Below are 16,112 nucleotides of genomic sequence, written 5' to 3'. Positions count from 1 at the left end.
TCACTTCGACAGGACGAACGAGAGCTCGGTGACGTTGCCGGCGACGTCGACCACCTGCAGCGTGTTCTCCCCCACGACCGCACCGAAGACACCGGGCTTCACGAAGTTCAGGTCGCTCCACGCGTCGTCCGCGAGGTCCTTGACGACCCCGTTCACGGAGAGCCGGTCGATCTTGCCTTCGTCGAAGAGCTTGTAGCTCACGCGCTGGTAGCTGCCGTCGGTCTCGACCTTGGTGAATCGCGCGCCGTCCTTGATCGTGACGGTCGGCGAGGTGGTGTCGCGAGGCGCCGCCCGGTACTCCGTCGCCTCGCCCTTCAGCGCCTCGGTGATGCCCGAGAGATAGGCCGACTGATCGGTCGCGGTGAGGTTGTAGGCGACATAGACGCCGTAGCCGTCAGCGACCGTGCGGGTCGCGAAGTCCTCCGCCGTCGCGGCGCTCGTGTTCGAGAGGTCGATCGCCGCTGCCCCGAGTCGGGTGCGGTCCTCCAGCCCAGGGACGGTGGGCGCGTCATAGGTCGGGTAGTACGGGTTCCAGGCGTAGTCGAGCACGCCGGCCGCGTCGAACAGCGTGAAGTCGGTCGTCGTGTAGCTCGGACCGATCGCATACAGGCTGATGATCTTGTCGGGTCCGAGACGGTCGCGCAGCGCCGTGGCCAGCCATCCGAACGACTGCGGGTTGGGCTGCGGGGTGCCGTTCGCCCCGTATTCGGTCCACTCGTCGTCGAAGTCGATGCCGTCGAGACCATAGGTCGTCACGGCGTCGGCGAGCTGCGCGGCGAACGCATCCGCCTGCGCATAGGAGGTGAAGTTCGCGAATCCCGCACCCTGATGGTTGCCGAGCACCGAGAGCAGCACCTTGGTGCCGTTCTCCTGCACCGGACGGATCTGCGTCTCGGCGTCGTCGAGCGTCTCGGTGACCCGCTCGTTGAAGTGCAGGTACGCCTTCTCGCCGTCGTAGTTGATGTTGGCGGCGAAGATCATGGCCATGTCGATGGCGGCGTCTCCGGACTCGGCAAGGGTGTAGTCGGCGACGTTGGCTAAATCGTTCGAGTTCACCTCGACGTACACGGCGAGCTGTGGGTCGACCGGCTCGGTCGTGTCGGCGGCGGCACCCGTGGTTCCGGCGAGTATGCCGGCAGCAGCGGTGGCGAGCACTCCGAGACCGGCGATGCCCTTTCGGAACCGGTGATTCCTGACGTTCTGGCTCATGACTGATCGTCTCCTTCGGCGTCGTTGTCGAATCCGGTCGCGCCGTCGCGACCTGTCGCTGACTATAGCGCTTAAGTGATGTGACGGGAAGGCAGAGAAGAAGGGGCGGATGCCGCAGCATCCGCCCCTTCTCGACCGCCTGGACCCCTCGCTCAGATGGTCACATCTCCGACGAGATTGACCTGGATGCCCATGCCCGCGAACATCGCGGCCTTCGCGATCAGCGCCTTGTCGGCCGTCTCGGCGTCGGGCGCGTAGACGAGCTGCGCGTGGTTGGCCTTGTGGCGGGCCATGAACTGGTCGCGCGAGATGCCGTGCAGCACGACGTGCGCGATCGGCCACTCCGGGTTCGTGGCATCCTTGCGTCGCTGCGTCTCCTCCGCAGGCAGCTCCACCACGGAGGCGCGGAAGATGTCGGCCTGCAGGATGCCGTCGGCGATGAACACGCGCGACAGCACGATCTCGCCGGGCTTCGAGACGCCGTTGATCGTGGCGCCGCCCGCAGGAAGAAGACGTGGCCCTGTCGCCAGCCCTCGGCGTTCTGCCATCCGCCGAGATGCGAGGCGGGCACCGAGCCCGAGATCTCGTAGACCCAGACGAACTCTCCGTCGAAGTCCTCGCCCCAGCGCACGTCGTGCAGGGTGTTGTCGGGCACCAGACCCATGGCGCGCCAGACCCGGTCGGTGACGAGGGCGTCGACTGCCACCCCCTCGTCAGCCTCGTTGAAGTGCGGGAAGGCCCGGCCGTCGTGCAGCACGCGCGAACCGTCGCGAGAGGTGACGGGAGGGCGCTCGGTCGAATTCAGGATGCCCTCGGCGAGGTCCGATGCAGGGACGAGGTCCTTCAGGCCCTGCTGGTACTGGATGCCGACAGCGTCGAGCCCGAAATCGTCGGCGATGCGGAGTGCGGCGATATACATCTTCAGCTGCCACTGCACCTGCTCACGGGTCAGCTCGGTGGCGGCATCCTCGCCGTAGCGGAAGGTCATGCCGGCGTCGATCAGCCAGTCGTAGGCGACATCCGCCTCATCCTCGCCGACCTCGAGCATCTCGGCGTACAGCGCGGACTGCGAGAGGCGCTCCTTGTAGATGCCCGTCTGGTTGAGCAGCTCGTCGTCGAAGATCGCGTTGTACATGCCCATGCAGCCCTCGTCGAAGACGCCGATGATGGCCTTCTCGGCGCGCAGCTCGGCGGCGAGCGCCTCACCCAGCTGCTTCTCGGGGCTGTCCGGCAGCTCGGGCAGAGGACGCACATGCGAGGCGTCATGGGTGATCGACCCGGTCTCCGTCCACTCCCTGATGCCGCTCGTGAACCAGTCGTCGGTGAAGTCGACCGACCAGATCGTGGAATAGGGCTTGCCCATCTTGGTGAGGCCGGCGTTGAGGCCGAGGAGTCCGACCAGGCCGGGCCAGTCCCCGGCGAAGTTCGCGACCGTGAGGATCGGCCCCTCGTGGGTGCGCAGTCCTGCGAGCACGTGGTGCGAGTACTGCCACACGGCCTCGGCGACGATCAGCGGAGCCTCCGTCGGGATGTTCTTGAAGACCTCGAGGCCCATGCGCTGGCTCGAGATGAAGCCGTGGCCGGTCTCGGGATCGACGTCGTTGGCTCGGACGACGCTCCAGCCGAGCTGTTCGAAGACGCCGGTGACGCCCGCTTCGAGCTCGACCTGCACGGGCCAGCCGCCCGTGTTCGCGGCTTCGCGCAGGTCGCCGGAGGCGATCAGGTACGCGGTCTTCGGCGCGGACACCGGTCGGGATGCCGTCGTCGGCAGGGTATAGGTCATGACTCGCGTCCTCCTTGATCGCACGTGTCCTGCAACTGTACGTGAAATCGGTTTCAGCACGCAAGCAGTAGGACAGAGCGTCGTCTGCGTCAGTGCGTGGCGGTCGCGCCCGCGCGGGCGGGCTGGACCTCGGCCGGCAGCACCACGGTGCGCGACGGACCACCGGCCCCACCGATGCGCTCGAGCAGCATCCGCGCCGCCCGGACTCCCATCTCGCGTGCCGGGAGGCGCACGACGGTCACCGCTGTGGGCGAGAGGGTGGTGAACGGCAGCGCGCCGATCACCGCCACGCCGACCCGCGGCGGGGTCAGGCCGTGCTCCGTCAGCACCTGGATCGCACCGACGCCGATCAGGTTGTTCCCCGCCACCACCGCGTCCGGCGGCTCCGGGAGCGCGAGCAGCTCTTCCATGGCGCCCCTGCCTCCGTCGACGCGGAAGGTCGCGAAGCGCAGCAGCTCATCGGCATCTACCTCGGGGGCGCGCGCCGCGAGCGCAGACCGCCAGCCGGCAGCGCGCTCTGCGGCCGTGTCGATCCCCTCCGGACCGCCGATGTACGCGACCCTCCGGAATCCGGCGGCGAGCAGCGCTTCGGTGGCCGATGCCCCGGCCTCGCGATTGGCCATGACCACACCGTCGACGTCGTAGACCGTATGCCGATCGACGGCGACGACGGGGCGCCCCGTGTCGAGGATGCCGTCGAGCCTCGTGCGTTCGGACGCGGGGGCGATGATCACACCCGACATGTGCTCGGAGACCGCGATCTGGAGGTAGGTCGTCTCCTTCTCGGGCTGCGAGTCGGAGTTGCAGAGCACGACCGAGTATCCGGCCTCGGACGCGACGTCCTCGACGCCTCTGGCCATCTCGGTGAAGTAGGGGTTCTCGATGTCGGGGATCACCAGCCCGATGACCTCGGACCTCTGCCGCCGCAGATTGCGAGCCGTGCGGTTGGGCGTGAAGCGCAGCTGCTCGGCGGCCCGGCGCACCGCGTCGACCTTCGCGGCGGAGACGCTGGTGCCGTTGAACACCCGCGAGACGGTGGCGGGCGAGACCTGCGCGAGTCGAGCGACATCGTAGATCGTGGCCATCGGCACACTGTAACCGGTTTCAGGTCGGCACGGAGAGTTCGTCTCCGCCGGCGAGTCAGTCGGCCAGCATCCGATCCCGCACCTGCCTGCGCAGGACCTTTCCGATGAGCGAGCGGGGCAGCTCGTCGACGACCGTGATGCGCTTGGGCACCTTGTAGGGCGTCAGCCGCGTGCGGCAGAAGTCGCGCAGCGCACCGGTGTCGAGCACAGCTCCCTCGCGGAGCACGACCGCAGCGGCGATCTCCTCGCCCCCGCTCGACCGCGGAAGGCCGACGACCGCGGCCGCGACCACGTCCGGGTGCGCTTCGAGCGCGTCCTCGACCTCACTGGGCGACACGTTGAAGCCGCCCGTGATGATGAGCTCCTTGAGGCGGTCGACGATCGTGACGAAGCCGTCGACCGAGACCTCGGCGATGTCGCCTGTGCGCAGCCATCCGTCAGCCAGCAGGACATCGGCGGTGTCGCCGGGACGGCGCCAGTACCCCTGGAAGACCTGCGGGCCGCGGATGAGCAGCTCGCCTCGTTCGCCGACGGGCAGGTCGACGTCGGTGTCGGCGGGGTCGACGACGCGGATCTCGGTGCTCGGGAAGGGCACTCCGACCGTGCCAGGGCGCCTGCTCCTGCCCATCGGGTTGCCGAGCGCGACGGGCGAGCTCTCGGTCATGCCATAGCCCTCGACGAGCAGACCGCCGGTGGCCTCCTCCCACCGCTGCACTGTCGCGACGGGAAGGCTCATCGCCCCGGAGATGGCGAATCGGACGGTCGAGAGGTCGATGGTCCCCGCGATGCGGCTCGGGCGAGCTGGTCATAGATCGGCGGGACCGCGGGCAGGAACGTGGGCGGACTGGTGCGGGCCGCCTTCGTGACCAGGCCGAGGTCGAACGTCGGGAAGAGCACCAGCTTCGCGCCGATGCTCATCGCGAAGGTCAGGCACAGCGTCATGCCGTAGGCGTGGAACAGCGGCAGCACGCCGTAGAACGTCTCCTCGCCGTCGACCAGACCGGGCACCCATGCCTGGCCCTGCATCGCGTTGGCGCGCAGGTTCGCGTGAGTGAGGATCGCGCCTTTGGGCGTGCCCGTGGTTCCGCTCGTGTACTGCAGCAGGGCGGTGTCGTCGAGCGTCGGGCCGGCGACCTTGCGCGAGAGCGGCCGATGGTCGACCAGCTTCCTCCAGGCCACTGCTCGCCGTGTCCGCGGGGTGGCCGTCAGCTTCGCGCGCGCCGCGCGCGCCTTCGGGATGGGCAGGCGCAGCAGCATCCGCTGAGCGGCGGGCATCGCCTCGGTGAGGTCGACGCTCACGATGTGCTCGACTCGCAGATCGGAGGGGAACTCGGCGATCGTGTCGACCGTCTTGTCCCAGACGATCGCGACCTTCGCTCCGTGATCCTCGAACTGGTGCCGCAGCTCCCTCGCCGTGTAGAGCGGGTTGTGCTCGACGACGATCGCTCCCAGGCGCAGCGCCGCATAGAACGCCACGACGTGCTGCGGGCAGTTCGGCAGCACGAGGGCGACCCGGTCGCCCTTGTGCACGCCCAGGCGCCTCAGCCCCTCGGCAGCGCGCGCGATCCGGTCGCCGAGCTCGCGGTAGGTCGTGACCGCACCGAAGAACTCGAGCGCCGGTCGACGAGCGAAAGCGGCGATGCTCGCCGACATCATCTCCGGCAGCGTCTGCGTCGGAGCGTCGATCTCGGCGGGCACACCGTCCGCGTAGGAGTCGAGCCATGGCCGGGATTCATACGGGGAGTCGGACATGGGTCCATCCTGCCCCGACCGGCTGTGAGCCGGCCCCGCCCCCGCGCGGCGCGAGATGCGAGCGGCTAGCTGTGCGCCGCCACCACCTGCGCGACGGCGCGACGCTCCTCGTCCGTCGGCTCGGCGATCGCCATGCGGCAGTGCGTGTCGACCACATCGAGCACGCGGTAGGCCTCTTTCATCCGCGCCATGTCGCCGCCGATGAGCGACACGACATCGTCGACCGCGGCCTGCGCGACCGCGATGGCGTCGGCATCGCCGGAACGGCCGGCGTCGGCCAGGGCGCGGAAGGGCTTCGGGGTGACCGAGGAGACGCCCGAGACGACACCCTGGGCACCCACCTGCACGGCCGCGATCAGGTCGCGGTCGGCGCCGGTGTAGAGGTCGAAGTCGGCGGGCACCGCGGCCCTGTAGGCGGCGATGTCGTCGAGCGACAGCTCGCTGATCTTCGCGCCCACGATATTCGGCAGCGCGGCGAGCCGCGTCAGCAGCTCGACCGACACCGGATTCCCGCTGCGCGCGGGATAGATGTAGACGTAGAGACGACCGTCGCCGATCGCGCTCGACAGCGCCTCGTAGTACTCGAAGATCGACTCGTCCGTGGCCTTGAGGTAGTAAGGGGTGAGGGCGGCGAATTCGGTCGCACCCAGTCCCTTCGCGATCTCGACGAGACGCAGCGCCTCGAAGGTGCTCGGCTGGCCGACGTGCACGACGACGCGCATGCGGTCCTTCAGCTCGGCCAGCGCGGCCTCGACGATCGCCGCGAACTCGGTCGCGTCGACGGCAGGGAACTCGCCCGTGGTGCCGAGGACGAAGGCGCCCTCGTTGCCCGATTCGGCGACGAAGCGGAAGATCGCTCGCGATCCCTCGAGGTCGAGTGCGCCGTCGCTGTGGAAGGCTGTGGGCACGGCGGTGAGGATGTCGTAGCGGGTCACTTCTCGTTCTCCTTGGAGTTCTTACGGGTCTTGCGCGGGCGCCTCGTGGCGGCCGGGACGCTGCGGACGGTCGATGTGAGCAGGTCGGGGTCGGCGGCGAGCTCGCCGTGCGCCTTCTCGATCTGCTCCCGGCTCTCGGCATCGAGGATCGAGTCCTCGAGTGAGCCGCGCTCGGCACGGGGTGTGCGGGCCGCGCGGATCGCTGGCATGACGATCGAGAGCACGGCGAGCGCGAGCAGCACGATCGCGATGGGACTGACGACCTCGAAGAACGGCCGCGTGGGCAGGATCGCCAGCGTGCGAGCCAGGTTCTCCTCGGCCAGGGGGCCGAGCAGCAGGCCGAGCACGATCGGCCCGGCCGGCACCTGCATCCGCTTGAGCAGCACTCCGATGACACCGAACACGAGCATCGTGACGACGGTCGACAGGCTGTTCGAGGTGGCGTATGTGCCGATGATGCAGAAGATCAGGATGCCGCTCCACAGGTAGGGCTGCGGCACATCGAGCAGCTTCACCATGCCCTTCATGCGCACGAGGCTCAGCCCGAGGGAGAGCAGGGTCGCGACGAGCATGATGCCCACGATCGAGACGACGAGGTCGGGGCGGTTGGTGAACAGCGTGGGTCCGGGGGTGATGCCCCAGATGATCATCGACCCGATCATCACCGCCATCACCGAGTCGCCGGGGATGCCGAGGGCCATCGTGGTCGTGAGGGAGCCGCCGAGCGTGGCGCTGGACGCGGTGTCGGATGCCGCGACGCCCTCGATCGAGCCCTTGCCGAACATCTCGGGGTGCTTCGATGCCTTGCGGGCTCGTTCCCATCCGATCAGACCGGCGATGTCGCCACCGGCTGCCGGGATGAGCCCGACCCCGAGACCGACGGCGCCGCCGACCGCGGTGGCTCGACCGCTCTGCTTCAGCTCGGCGCGATTCGGCCACCAGCGGCCGAGGCTCGAGATCGGGCGCACGTGCGACTTGCGATACGTGAGCAGCTGGTCGAAGAGCTCGGCGATGCCGAAGAGTCCGATGATCACGGCGATGAAGTTGACGCCCTCGACCAGCTCGAGCACTCCGAAGGTGAATCGCTGGTCCGCCGTGGCGGCATACGTTCCGACGGTGCCGAGCATCAGGCCGAAGAGACCCGCGAGGATGCCCTTGAGCATCGACTTCGACGAGATCCCGATCATGATCGCGATGCCGAAGACGACGAGCGCGAACAGCTCGGGCGACTTGAAGTAGTCGCGGGCGAAGCTGGCGATCGGCACGGCGGCGACGGCGAAGAGCACGAGGGAGGCGAGGATGCCGACGGCCGACACGATCGCCGAGATCGTCAGCGCGAGACCGGCTCGCCCCTGCTTCGCCATCGGATAGCCGTCGAGAGTCGTTGCGATCGACGCGGGAGTGCCGGGGGTGTTGATGAGGATCGACGGCACGCGGTCGCCGAAGTTCGCGGCGACGTAGATCGTCAGCAGCACCGCGAGGCCCTGCACGGGCTCCAGCGTGAGCGTGAATCCTGCGGCGAGCGCGACCGCCATGGTCGCGGTGATGCCGGGGAAGGCGCCGACCATGAAGCCGAGCAGCAGCCCCACGAGCATGTACAGCAGGATCGAGATGTCGAGGAGCGAGTTCAGCCCCTCCATGAGCGCGTTCACAGCGGGATCCTCAGGAGCATGCCGAACACCACGTAGACGAACGCGGTGACGGAGACGGAGTAGATGATCAGGCTCAGCCACCGGCGGTGCCCGTAGAGGAGCATGAGAGCGGCCATCAGCACGGCGGCGGCGATCGGGAAGACCTCGATGCGGTAGCCGAAGAGGATGACGGATCCGAGCGACCACACCGCGATGAAGGCCCCGGCGATCAGCAGGGTGGCGATGACGCGGACCACGCCGCCCGGCTGGATGCGGTCGAGGTCTTCGCGGCCGGGAGCGGGGCGGGTGATCGCCAGAGCCAGGATCACGAGCGAGACGACGACCGCCGTGACCGCGAGGACCATGGGCCAGAAGCGCGCGTCGATCTGTCCGGGCAGTGCCTCTCGGCGCAGCGGGATCTGCGTGGCCAGGAAGAGATAGCCGGCGCTGAACGCCAGGGCGACGGCGCCGAAGACGATCTCGAGCGGTCGCGAGGGCGGTGCCCCCTGGTGCGCGTCCTGCTCGATCGCAGGAGTGACATCGGCGTGGGACATGGTGCTCCTTCCCTGGTCTGACGTGCGGCGGCGGACTGCGGGGCCGGCGTGCGGCCGACCCCGCAGTCGGAGCCGGTCAGCCCAGGAGGTCCTTGAACAGGTCGAACTGCTCGTTCACGAACGTCGTCCACTCGGCCGAGTCGCGGTAGACCACGAGGTTGCCGGCATCCTTCTGGAACTGCTGGTAGGTGTCGGACTCGACGGCCTCCTTGACGGCGGCCTCGAGCTCGCTCTTCACGTCATCCGGCAGACCCTTGGGGGCGTAGATGCCGCCCCAGCCGCCGAAGACCACGTCTTCGCCGATCGCCTCGTCGGCTGTCGGCACGTCCTCGGCGTCGGGGTGACGCTCGTCGTTGAGGACTGCGAGGATGCGCACGGCCTCGCCCTGCGCGAGAGCCTCGCCCAGGCCGGACACGGCGGCGACGGTCTCACCGGATGCGGCGGCGGCGACCGCCGTCGCTCCACCGTCATAGGGAACCGGCGTGAACGCGGCGCCGGTCGCGTCGCCGAGGCCGATCGTCGCGGCCTCCCAGATGGAACCCGCGCCGGAGTTGGCGACGGTCACGGCGCCGGCCTCGGCCTGGGCGACCAGGTCTTCCAGAGTCTCGATGCCGCTGTTCGCGCCGACCGTGACGACACCGGGGGCGAGCATGATCTGGCCCAGCAGGTCGAAGTCCTCGGGCAGCACGTTCGCGCTCTGCGTGGTGTTGAGCATCGCGATCTCGACCGGGGCGAACCCGATGACGTAGCCGTCCGGATCCTGCGATCCGACGTACTCCATCGCGAGAGCCCCTGCCGCACCCGGCATGTTCTCGGGGATCACGCTGACGCCGAGGATGCCCTCGAGCTCGGTCGCGAGGGCACGCGACGACAGGTCGGATCCACCGCCCGGGTTCGCCTGGATGATCAGACGGATGTCATTCTCGGGAAAGGCGGATTCCGCGTCTTCACCCTCTTCGACCTTCGTGCAGGCCGACAGGACGAGAGCGGTGGCGGCGACGGCCGCGAGAGCGGCGGCGGCCCGGGTGATGCGCTTGCGGGGCATCTTTGCTCCTCTACGTGGGTCGACCTTGTTGTCGACCCCTGACCGTATCAGTGTTGACTGTTAACAGTCAACACTGATACCGGTATACAACTCTCCGCCACCGCCTGTCATCCGCGCCCCGGCAGGTGCGAGTATGAGAGCAGCTACGAGGGGAGCGGAGCAATGTTCGATGAACGCAGACGCCAGCAGGCACTGGAGGAACTCGGGATCCTGGACACACCACGGGATGAACGAGTGGATCGGGTCGCCAGGCTGGCTCAGCAGATGTTCGGTATGCCGATGGTGAGCGTCTCGCTCCTGGACGGCGACCGCCAGTGGCGCAAGTCGGAGATCGGACTCGGCGGGCGAGAGGCGCCCCGACAGGATTCGTTCTGCGACTACACGGTCGGCCAGGACCGCACGGTGGTGATCGAGGATGCCAGCGCGACCGAGAACTTCGCGGCGAATCCGTTCGTGGTCGGTGATCCGCACCTCCGGTTCTACGCCGGGCACCCGCTGCACGCACCCGGCGGCGAACCGGTGGGAACGCTGTGCGTCCTCGACACCGAGCCGCACACCTTCTCGGAGGCGCAGCGCGACCTGCTGCGCGACCTCGCCTTCTGGGTGCAGACCGAGCTCGCGGCCGACGCCGAGCTCGATCAGGCCACTCTGATCCAGAGCGCGCTGCGACCGCACTCGCTCCCCACCATCGCCGGCTACACGATCGCGGGCGGGGGCGCCTCGCGTGGCCGCCTGGCGGGTGACTTCTACGACCTCCGCCTCCACGGCGGCGCGCTGCGCATCACCCTCGCCGACGCGATGGGCAAGGGCACGGGTCCCGCCATCGTCGCCGCGGGCGTGCGCGCCTCACTGCGCACCGCTCCCGAGCGCAGCATCGCCGAGGCCGTCGCCGACGCCGACCGGCTGCTCGAGGAGGACCTCTCCGAGACGACGATGTTCGTGACGGCGGTCCACGCCAAGCTGCAGCCCGAGACCGGCGATCTCGAGGTGATCGACGCCGGGCACAGCCTCGCGTTCATCCTCCGAGCCGACGGCTCGTGGGAGCACCTTCGCTCGACCGGCCTCCCCCTGGGGATGGGCGCCGCCCTTCCGGACCAGGATGCTCGGGAGTCCCGGAGCACGCGCCTCGAACCCGGAGACGCCTTCGTGTGCTGCAGCGACGGCCTGCTCGACGTGCTCGACGCCGATGACCCGTTCGCCCACGTGGCCCGCGTGCTCGACGCGCTCGGTCCCGATGGGGCGATCAACGAGGCGCTGCAGCTCATCTCGGACGATCGAGCGACCGACGACATCACCGTGGTCGTGGTGCGGCGCGACGCATGACCGCCCGCTTCGCCGCGATCCGCATCATCGCGGTGCTGTCGGTGCTGCTCGGTGTGAACTACGTCGCGTGGCGCTGGCTCGAATCGGTGAACTGGTCGGCGTGGTGGATCGCCGTGCCCCTGGTGATCGCAGAGACCTACAGCCTGATCGACACCTTCCTCTTCTGTCTCACGATGTGGCGGGCCAAGGAGCGGCCGGCTCCCGTGTCGCCGCCTCAGGGCACGGTCGACGTGTTCATCGCGACGTACAACGAGCCGATCGAGCTCGTGATGACGACCGCGCGAGCAGCGCGCGGGATCGCCTATCCGCACACCACCTGGATCCTCGACGACGGTGCCCGACCCGAGCTCGAGCGGGCCGCCCGCGACGCCGACATCGGCTACCTCACCCGCTCCGACGACTGGATGGGCAAGCCCCGTCACGCGAAGGCGGGCAACCTCAACAGCGCGCTCTTCGAGACCGACGGGGAGTTCCTCCTCATCCTCGACGCGGATCAGATCCCCGATCCGCTGATCCTGCACCGCACGCTCGGGTACTTCGCCGACGACCCGGAGGTCGCCGTGGTGCAGACCCCGCAGTGGTTCGTCAACGTCGACGAGGCCGATCCGCTCGGCAGCCAGGCGCCGCTGTTCTACGGCCCGATCCAGCAGGGCAAGGACGGCTGGAACGCGGCGTTCTTCTGCGGATCGAACGCCGTGCTCCGTCGCGACGCCCTGATGCAGCTCGGCATCATCGGCTACGTGCGCGAGGTGACGGACACCGCGGCTCGCGCGCTGCGCACCTCCGAGACCCTGGTCGAGAAGGAGATGCGCTCGGCATCCGATCCCGAACTCCGTCGCGAGCTTTTCGCACTGCACGTGACGATCGGCCAGAGCCGTCGTGATCTCGCCGGCGGGGCGCCCGTGCGCGAGGTCGCCGACGCGGTGCTGGCTGCGGTGCACAACGCCTCGGTGATCCTGGTCGCCAAGGATCTCGCCGGCATCAGATCCGACCTCGCGGAGCTGGGCTCCCTGCCGATCGCCCACGATGCGCAACTCGACGCGATCGTCGTCGACGAGGCGGGCCTGACGGCGCTCGCCCAGTCGGATCTGTCGCCGATCACTGCTCTCGACGCCGTACGAGCGCTGCTCGACGCTCTCCGCCTCGACCGCGGCGACGAGGCGCAGCCGATCCTTCCGCTCGCCACGATCTCGGTCACGGAGGACATGGCCACCGCGATGCAGCTGCACTCGCTCGGCTGGCGCAGCGTCTACCACCACGAGATCCTGGCGAAGGGCCTCGCGCCCGAGGATCTGCGGACGATGCTGACGCAGCGCCTGCGCTGGGCACAGGGCACGCTGCAGGTGATGCTGCGCGACAACCCGCTCGCGAAGCGCGGACTGTCGATCGGGCAGCGGCTGATGTACTTCGCCACGATGTGGAGCTATCTCTCGGGGTTCGCCGCCGTGATCTATCTCACGGCGCCGGTCGTCTACCTGGTGTTCGGCGTGCTTCCGGTGACCGCCTGGTCGGTCGACTTCTTCGTGCGGTTCCTGCCCTACTTCCTCGTCAACCAGCTGCTGTTCCTCGTGGTCGCCAAGGGGCTGAGAACCTGGCGCGGGCAGCAGTATTCGCTCGCGCTGTTCCCGGTCTGGATCCGCGCATGCTGGACGGCGTTCGCGAACGTGGTCTTCGGCCGCCCCCTGTCGTTCGCCGTGACGCGCAAAGACGGACGGGATCCGCGAGGAGTGCCGTGGCGCGAGATCTGGCCGCAGCTGACCGCGATGGTCGTGCTCAGCGTGGCGCTCGTGATCGGCATCACCCGCGTCGTCATCGGAACGGGCGACGGCACCGGCACCCTGGTCAACACGGTGTGGGTGCTGTACGACCTCGTCGTGCTCAGCGTCATCATCCAAGCCGCCCGCTACCGCGGACCGGCCCGAACCCTCGAGGAGGAGAACCATGGATCTCAGCACTGACATCAGGGACGGCTTCGCCGTGATCTCCCTGTCCGGACGCCTCACGGCGACGGGAGCACCGCTGCTCCGCAAGGCGGTGAACGACCTCGTGGCCGGAGGCGAGTCGAGGATCGTGATCGACATGGCCGACCTGCAGTTCGTCGATTCGTCGGGGCTGGGAGCCCTCGTCGGCGGTCTGAAGAGCGCCAGGGTCGCCGGCGGCGATCTGCGCATCGCGGCAGTGCCCGAGGCGGTGCGGACGGTGCTGCACCTGACGAACCTCGACCGCGTGCTGCTCGACCACCCGACACCCGAGACGGCGTTCGATGGGCGTTGAGGAGCGCCGGGCGCACGTCGCGGGCCTCGCCGGCCCCGCCTTCGTCGAGCACGTCCTCGACGCCCTGGACGCCCTCTGGGAGTCCGCCCCGCATGTGGCGCCCGAGGACCGTACGCTGTTCGCACTGGCGGTCAGCGAGGTGTCGACGAACATCGCCACGCACGCTGACGCGCAGGGCGAGCCGGATGTCGGCATCACCGTCGAGGTCGACATCGAGGTCGGCTCCGACGACCTCGTCGCGACCTTCGTCGACACGGCCGATCCGGCCAGGATCGACTGGGATGCGGTCACGATGCCCGGCGTCGACAGCGAGAGCGGACGCGGCCTCGCCCTGTCGAGCGCTGTGCTCGACGATTTCGAGCACAGCGGCGATGCGACCGGCAACACCTGGGTGCTGCGTCGTCGCCTGACGCCTCCCGCCTGATCCGGACGGAGATCTGTCGGAGACCGTCAGAGATCCGACGCGCAGGCGCCGTCAGGCGGGTCGGTCGGCGAGCTCGCTGAGCATCCGGTCGCGTGCGCCGTCGAGGTGGGCCGTGAGCACCGCCGCAGCCTCGTCGGGGCTGCCGGAGCGCATCACCTCCATGAGCTTCATGTGGTCGTCGGACGACTCGTGGAGGTCGTCGTCGTGGTTGATGGTCACCTCGAGGAGCGACGCGAAGGTCGGCAGGTACTGACTCCACGCGCCCTGCAGACGCGGATGGTCGGCGAGGACGTAGATCTCGGAGTGGAACTCGAGGTCGGCGGCGACGAAGGCGGCGTGATCGCCCCTGTCTGCGGCCTCACTCATGCGATCGACCGCAGCCGCCATCGATGCCCAGCGCTCGTCGTCTTCCACCCTCATGGCGCGCGACAGCGCGAGCTGCTCGAGGGCGCCGCGCAGACTGTAGAGCTGATCCACGTCGTCCTGCGAGAGCCCGGTGATGTACACGCCCCGAGGGCGCTGCACTTCGACGAGCTTCTCGAAGCTGAGCTGGGTGAGGGCGTCGCGGATCGGCCCCCTGCTCACCGAGAACTCCTCGGCGAGGGCCTCCTCGGTGATGCGCGCGCCGGGCGAGAGCTCGCCGCGCACGATGCGCTGACGCAGGACCTGCGCCACCTGCGCGCCGAGGGACTCTCCGCGCTTGACGGTCTGTGTCACGGTGACCTCCTGTTAACTGTTGACAGGATACACACCGACGGGCGAACGCCCCGTGGGGCGCTCCCCCGCACGCTCAGCTGAGCCAGGCGGGAACCCGACCGCGCAGGAAGGCACCGTCGAGCGAGAAGCGGCCCGCACCGGTGAACGCGAGCGCGAGGGCCGCGACGCCGAGAACCGCGACGAACTCGTAGCCGCCCTCGCCGACCCAGAGGCCCGCCGGAAGGTGCACCGCGAACAGGGCCACGATCATGTCGATCGCGAGCAGGATGCCGACGGGGCGCGTGAAGAGTCCCAGCGCCAGCAGGATGCCGCCGATCAGCTCGATGAAGGCGACGACCGGAGCCGCGATCTCGGGCAGAGGGATGCCCATGCCTGCGAAGCTGCCGATGGTTCCAGGGAGGGTGTACTCGAAGATCTTCTGCGCTCCGTGAGCGGCGAAGACGGCGCCGACCACGACGCGGAGGACGAGCAGTCCCAGCGAGGCGGCGGCAGAGGGGCGGGTGGTGTTCGTCATGAGGAGGTGTTCCTTCGTGGCAGGACACCGCGCGCCAGGCGCGGAGCAGGGGCGATCCCTGCATCCACGCTATGAAGACGACTTTTCCGTCTCCTGTACGAGTCGCGGGGCAGACTGCCGCCGCGTTCTCTTCCGTAGACTCGCCGGATGGCATGATGCGCGATATACGGGAACATCGGGCACGGCCGGAAAGGGGCAGAGGCGAAGGTGAGGGCACGATCGGTGTTCGGCGTGCTGCGCCTGACGACAGCAGCCGTCTGCACCGTCGCCCTCGTGCACCGCCTCTTCTGGGGTCTGAGCTCGCGGACGATCGCCGGCGAGAACTTCTTCGCCTATCTCACCGTGCAGTCCAACTGCGCCCTCGTGGTCGTGCTGCTGATCGGCACGGTGCTCGCCTTCATCCGGGCGACGGACCCCCGCTGGTTCACCGTGGCTCTGGCCCTCGTGCTCACCTGGACCATCACGGCAGGGCTCGCCTTCGCGCTCATCGTCTGGCAGGCGGGTCTGCGCGGCATCCGCGTCGACGTGCCCTGGTCGGACCAGGTGCTGCACTTCTACCTGCCGGCCTGCACGGCCCTCGCCTGGGTGCTCACCCCCGGGCACCGCGGGGTGCCGTGGTGGGTGGTGCCGACGGCGCTCACCTTCCCGCTCGCCTGGGGCGGCGTCACCATGTGGCGCGGACCGTCGGTGGGCTGGTACCCGTATTACTTCCTCGACCCGCGGCAGGTGTCCGGCCCGCCCGAGTTCCTGATCACCAGCGCAGTGGCCCTGGCGATCTTCGCTCTCGTCGCGACGGTGATCGTGCTCGTCAGCAGGATGCGACGGCGCGGCCACGAGCGGCCGGAGGTCTGAGCACGCTCGAGCCG

At 68.8% G+C, this 16,112-nt stretch carries 14 protein-coding genes and 2 pseudogenes; 5 read left to right on the top strand and 11 right to left on the bottom strand.

Annotated elements, in window-relative coordinates; translation table 11 throughout:
- From ACZZ93_RS12455 to ACZZ93_RS12415, 9 genes and pseudogenes are all read right to left on the bottom strand, one after another.
- A complete protein-coding gene (locus ACZZ93_RS12455; protein WP_463511207.1) occupies positions 1–1,209 on the bottom strand; it encodes an endo-beta-N-acetylglucosaminidase H in 1,209 nt (402 codons plus the stop codon).
- Positions 1,210–1,361: 152 nt separating this feature from the next.
- Complete coding sequence (locus ACZZ93_RS12450) at positions 1,362–1,502, bottom strand: hypothetical protein (protein ID WP_463511783.1); 141 nt, start codon at positions 1,500–1,502, stop codon at positions 1,362–1,364.
- A gap of 18 nt (positions 1,503–1,520) precedes the next feature.
- Positions 1,521–1,757: pseudogene (locus ACZZ93_RS12445) on the bottom strand (fucose isomerase); the annotation flags it as partial.
- A gap of 1,324 nt (positions 1,758–3,081) precedes the next feature.
- Positions 3,082–4,077 carry a LacI family DNA-binding transcriptional regulator gene (locus ACZZ93_RS12440; protein ID WP_463511206.1) on the bottom strand — a complete coding sequence of 332 codons (996 nt, stop codon included), beginning with the start codon at positions 4,075–4,077 and terminating at the stop codon, positions 3,082–3,084.
- A 55-nt stretch (positions 4,078–4,132) separates the two neighbouring features.
- Positions 4,133–5,829, bottom strand: a pseudogene (locus tag ACZZ93_RS12435) (long-chain-fatty-acid--CoA ligase).
- 65 nt (positions 5,830–5,894) lie between these two features.
- Entirely contained in the window at positions 5,895–6,764 is an 870-nt protein-coding gene (locus tag ACZZ93_RS12430) for a dihydrodipicolinate synthase family protein (RefSeq protein ID WP_320489038.1), read from the bottom strand.
- Positions 6,761–8,416, bottom strand: a complete 1,656-nt coding sequence (locus tag ACZZ93_RS12425; protein WP_053098053.1) for a tripartite tricarboxylate transporter permease — start codon at positions 8,414–8,416, stop codon at positions 6,761–6,763. Before ACZZ93_RS12425 ends, ACZZ93_RS12430 begins: the two co-directional genes overlap by 4 nt.
- Positions 8,413–8,949: a tripartite tricarboxylate transporter TctB family protein gene (locus ACZZ93_RS12420; protein ID WP_056275260.1), complete on the bottom strand. Its 537-nt coding sequence runs from the start codon at positions 8,947–8,949 to the stop codon at positions 8,413–8,415. The genes ACZZ93_RS12425 and ACZZ93_RS12420 overlap by 4 nt, the downstream gene beginning before the upstream one ends.
- A gap of 76 nt (positions 8,950–9,025) precedes the next feature.
- Positions 9,026–9,994, bottom strand: a complete 969-nt coding sequence (locus ACZZ93_RS12415) for a tripartite tricarboxylate transporter substrate binding protein (RefSeq protein WP_053098055.1) — start codon at positions 9,992–9,994, stop codon at positions 9,026–9,028.
- A 162-nt stretch (positions 9,995–10,156) separates the two neighbouring features.
- Between ACZZ93_RS12415 and ACZZ93_RS12410 the strand changes: the two genes are divergently transcribed.
- The 4 genes from ACZZ93_RS12410 to ACZZ93_RS12395 are packed head-to-tail and all read left to right on the top strand — an operon-like array spanning position 10,157 to position 14,015.
- The gene (locus tag ACZZ93_RS12410; RefSeq protein WP_463511205.1) at positions 10,157–11,317 is read left to right on the top strand and encodes a PP2C family protein-serine/threonine phosphatase; all 1,161 of its coding nucleotides are present in this window, start codon (positions 10,157–10,159) and stop codon (positions 11,315–11,317) included.
- Positions 11,314–13,275 carry a glycosyltransferase family 2 protein gene (locus tag ACZZ93_RS12405; protein WP_053098056.1) on the top strand — a complete coding sequence of 654 codons (1,962 nt, stop codon included), beginning with the start codon at positions 11,314–11,316 and terminating at the stop codon, positions 13,273–13,275. Before ACZZ93_RS12410 ends, ACZZ93_RS12405 begins: the two co-directional genes overlap by 4 nt.
- Entirely contained in the window at positions 13,259–13,591 is a 333-nt protein-coding gene (locus ACZZ93_RS12400) for an STAS domain-containing protein (protein ID WP_053098057.1), read from the top strand. The genes ACZZ93_RS12405 and ACZZ93_RS12400 overlap by 17 nt, the downstream gene beginning before the upstream one ends.
- Positions 13,581–14,015, top strand: coding sequence for an ATP-binding protein (locus ACZZ93_RS12395; protein WP_285363459.1), 435 nt, complete (start codon positions 13,581–13,583; stop codon positions 14,013–14,015). Before ACZZ93_RS12400 ends, ACZZ93_RS12395 begins: the two co-directional genes overlap by 11 nt.
- A gap of 51 nt (positions 14,016–14,066) precedes the next feature.
- Here ACZZ93_RS12395 and ACZZ93_RS12390 read toward each other — a convergent pair whose 3' ends face one another.
- Both ACZZ93_RS12390 and ACZZ93_RS12385 read right to left on the bottom strand, forming a co-directional pair.
- Complete coding sequence (locus tag ACZZ93_RS12390; RefSeq protein ID WP_285363460.1) at positions 14,067–14,732, bottom strand: GntR family transcriptional regulator; 666 nt, start codon at positions 14,730–14,732, stop codon at positions 14,067–14,069.
- Positions 14,733–14,805: 73 nt separating this feature from the next.
- Positions 14,806–15,246 (bottom strand): DoxX family protein, encoded by a 441-nt coding sequence (locus ACZZ93_RS12385; RefSeq protein WP_056275271.1) that lies wholly within the window; start codon positions 15,244–15,246, stop codon positions 14,806–14,808.
- Between the two features lie 207 nt (positions 15,247–15,453).
- Here ACZZ93_RS12385 and ACZZ93_RS12380 point away from each other — a divergent pair, with 207 nt between their 5' ends.
- On the top strand, positions 15,454–16,098 hold the full coding sequence (locus tag ACZZ93_RS12380; protein WP_230100937.1) for a Pr6Pr family membrane protein: 645 nt from the start codon (positions 15,454–15,456) through the stop codon (positions 16,096–16,098).
- The last annotated feature ends 14 nt before the right edge of the window (positions 16,099–16,112 follow it).

Source organism: Microbacterium sp. AC026 (genome assembly GCF_979258475.1).
Note: the sequence above shows the minus strand (reverse complement) of the source record. Positions and strands in the feature narration are given on the sequence as shown.

Bases quoted from the DNA above. Each gene is read 5' to 3' on its own strand.
- ACZZ93_RS12455 (WP_463511207.1), bottom strand. From the start codon at position 1,209: ATGAGCCAGAACGTCAGGAATCACCGGTTCCGAAAGGGCATCGCCGGT.
- ACZZ93_RS12450 (WP_463511783.1), bottom strand. From the start codon at position 1,502: ATGGCCCGCCACAAGGCCAACCACGCGCAGCTCGTCTACGCGCCCGAC.
- ACZZ93_RS12440 (WP_463511206.1), bottom strand. From the start codon at position 4,077: ATGGCCACGATCTACGATGTCGCTCGACTCGCGCAGGTCTCGCCCGCC.
- ACZZ93_RS12420 (WP_056275260.1), bottom strand. From the start codon at position 8,949: ATGTCCCACGCCGATGTCACTCCTGCGATCGAGCAGGACGCGCACCAG.
- ACZZ93_RS12415 (WP_053098055.1), bottom strand. From the start codon at position 9,994: ATGCCCCGCAAGCGCATCACCCGGGCCGCCGCCGCTCTCGCGGCCGTC.
- ACZZ93_RS12410 (WP_463511205.1), top strand. From the start codon at position 10,157: ATGTTCGATGAACGCAGACGCCAGCAGGCACTGGAGGAACTCGGGATC.
- ACZZ93_RS12405 (WP_053098056.1), top strand. From the start codon at position 11,314: ATGACCGCCCGCTTCGCCGCGATCCGCATCATCGCGGTGCTGTCGGTG.
- ACZZ93_RS12400 (WP_053098057.1), top strand. From the start codon at position 13,259: ATGGATCTCAGCACTGACATCAGGGACGGCTTCGCCGTGATCTCCCTG.
- ACZZ93_RS12395 (WP_285363459.1), top strand. From the start codon at position 13,581: ATGGGCGTTGAGGAGCGCCGGGCGCACGTCGCGGGCCTCGCCGGCCCC.
- ACZZ93_RS12385 (WP_056275271.1), bottom strand. From the start codon at position 15,246: ATGACGAACACCACCCGCCCCTCTGCCGCCGCCTCGCTGGGACTGCTC.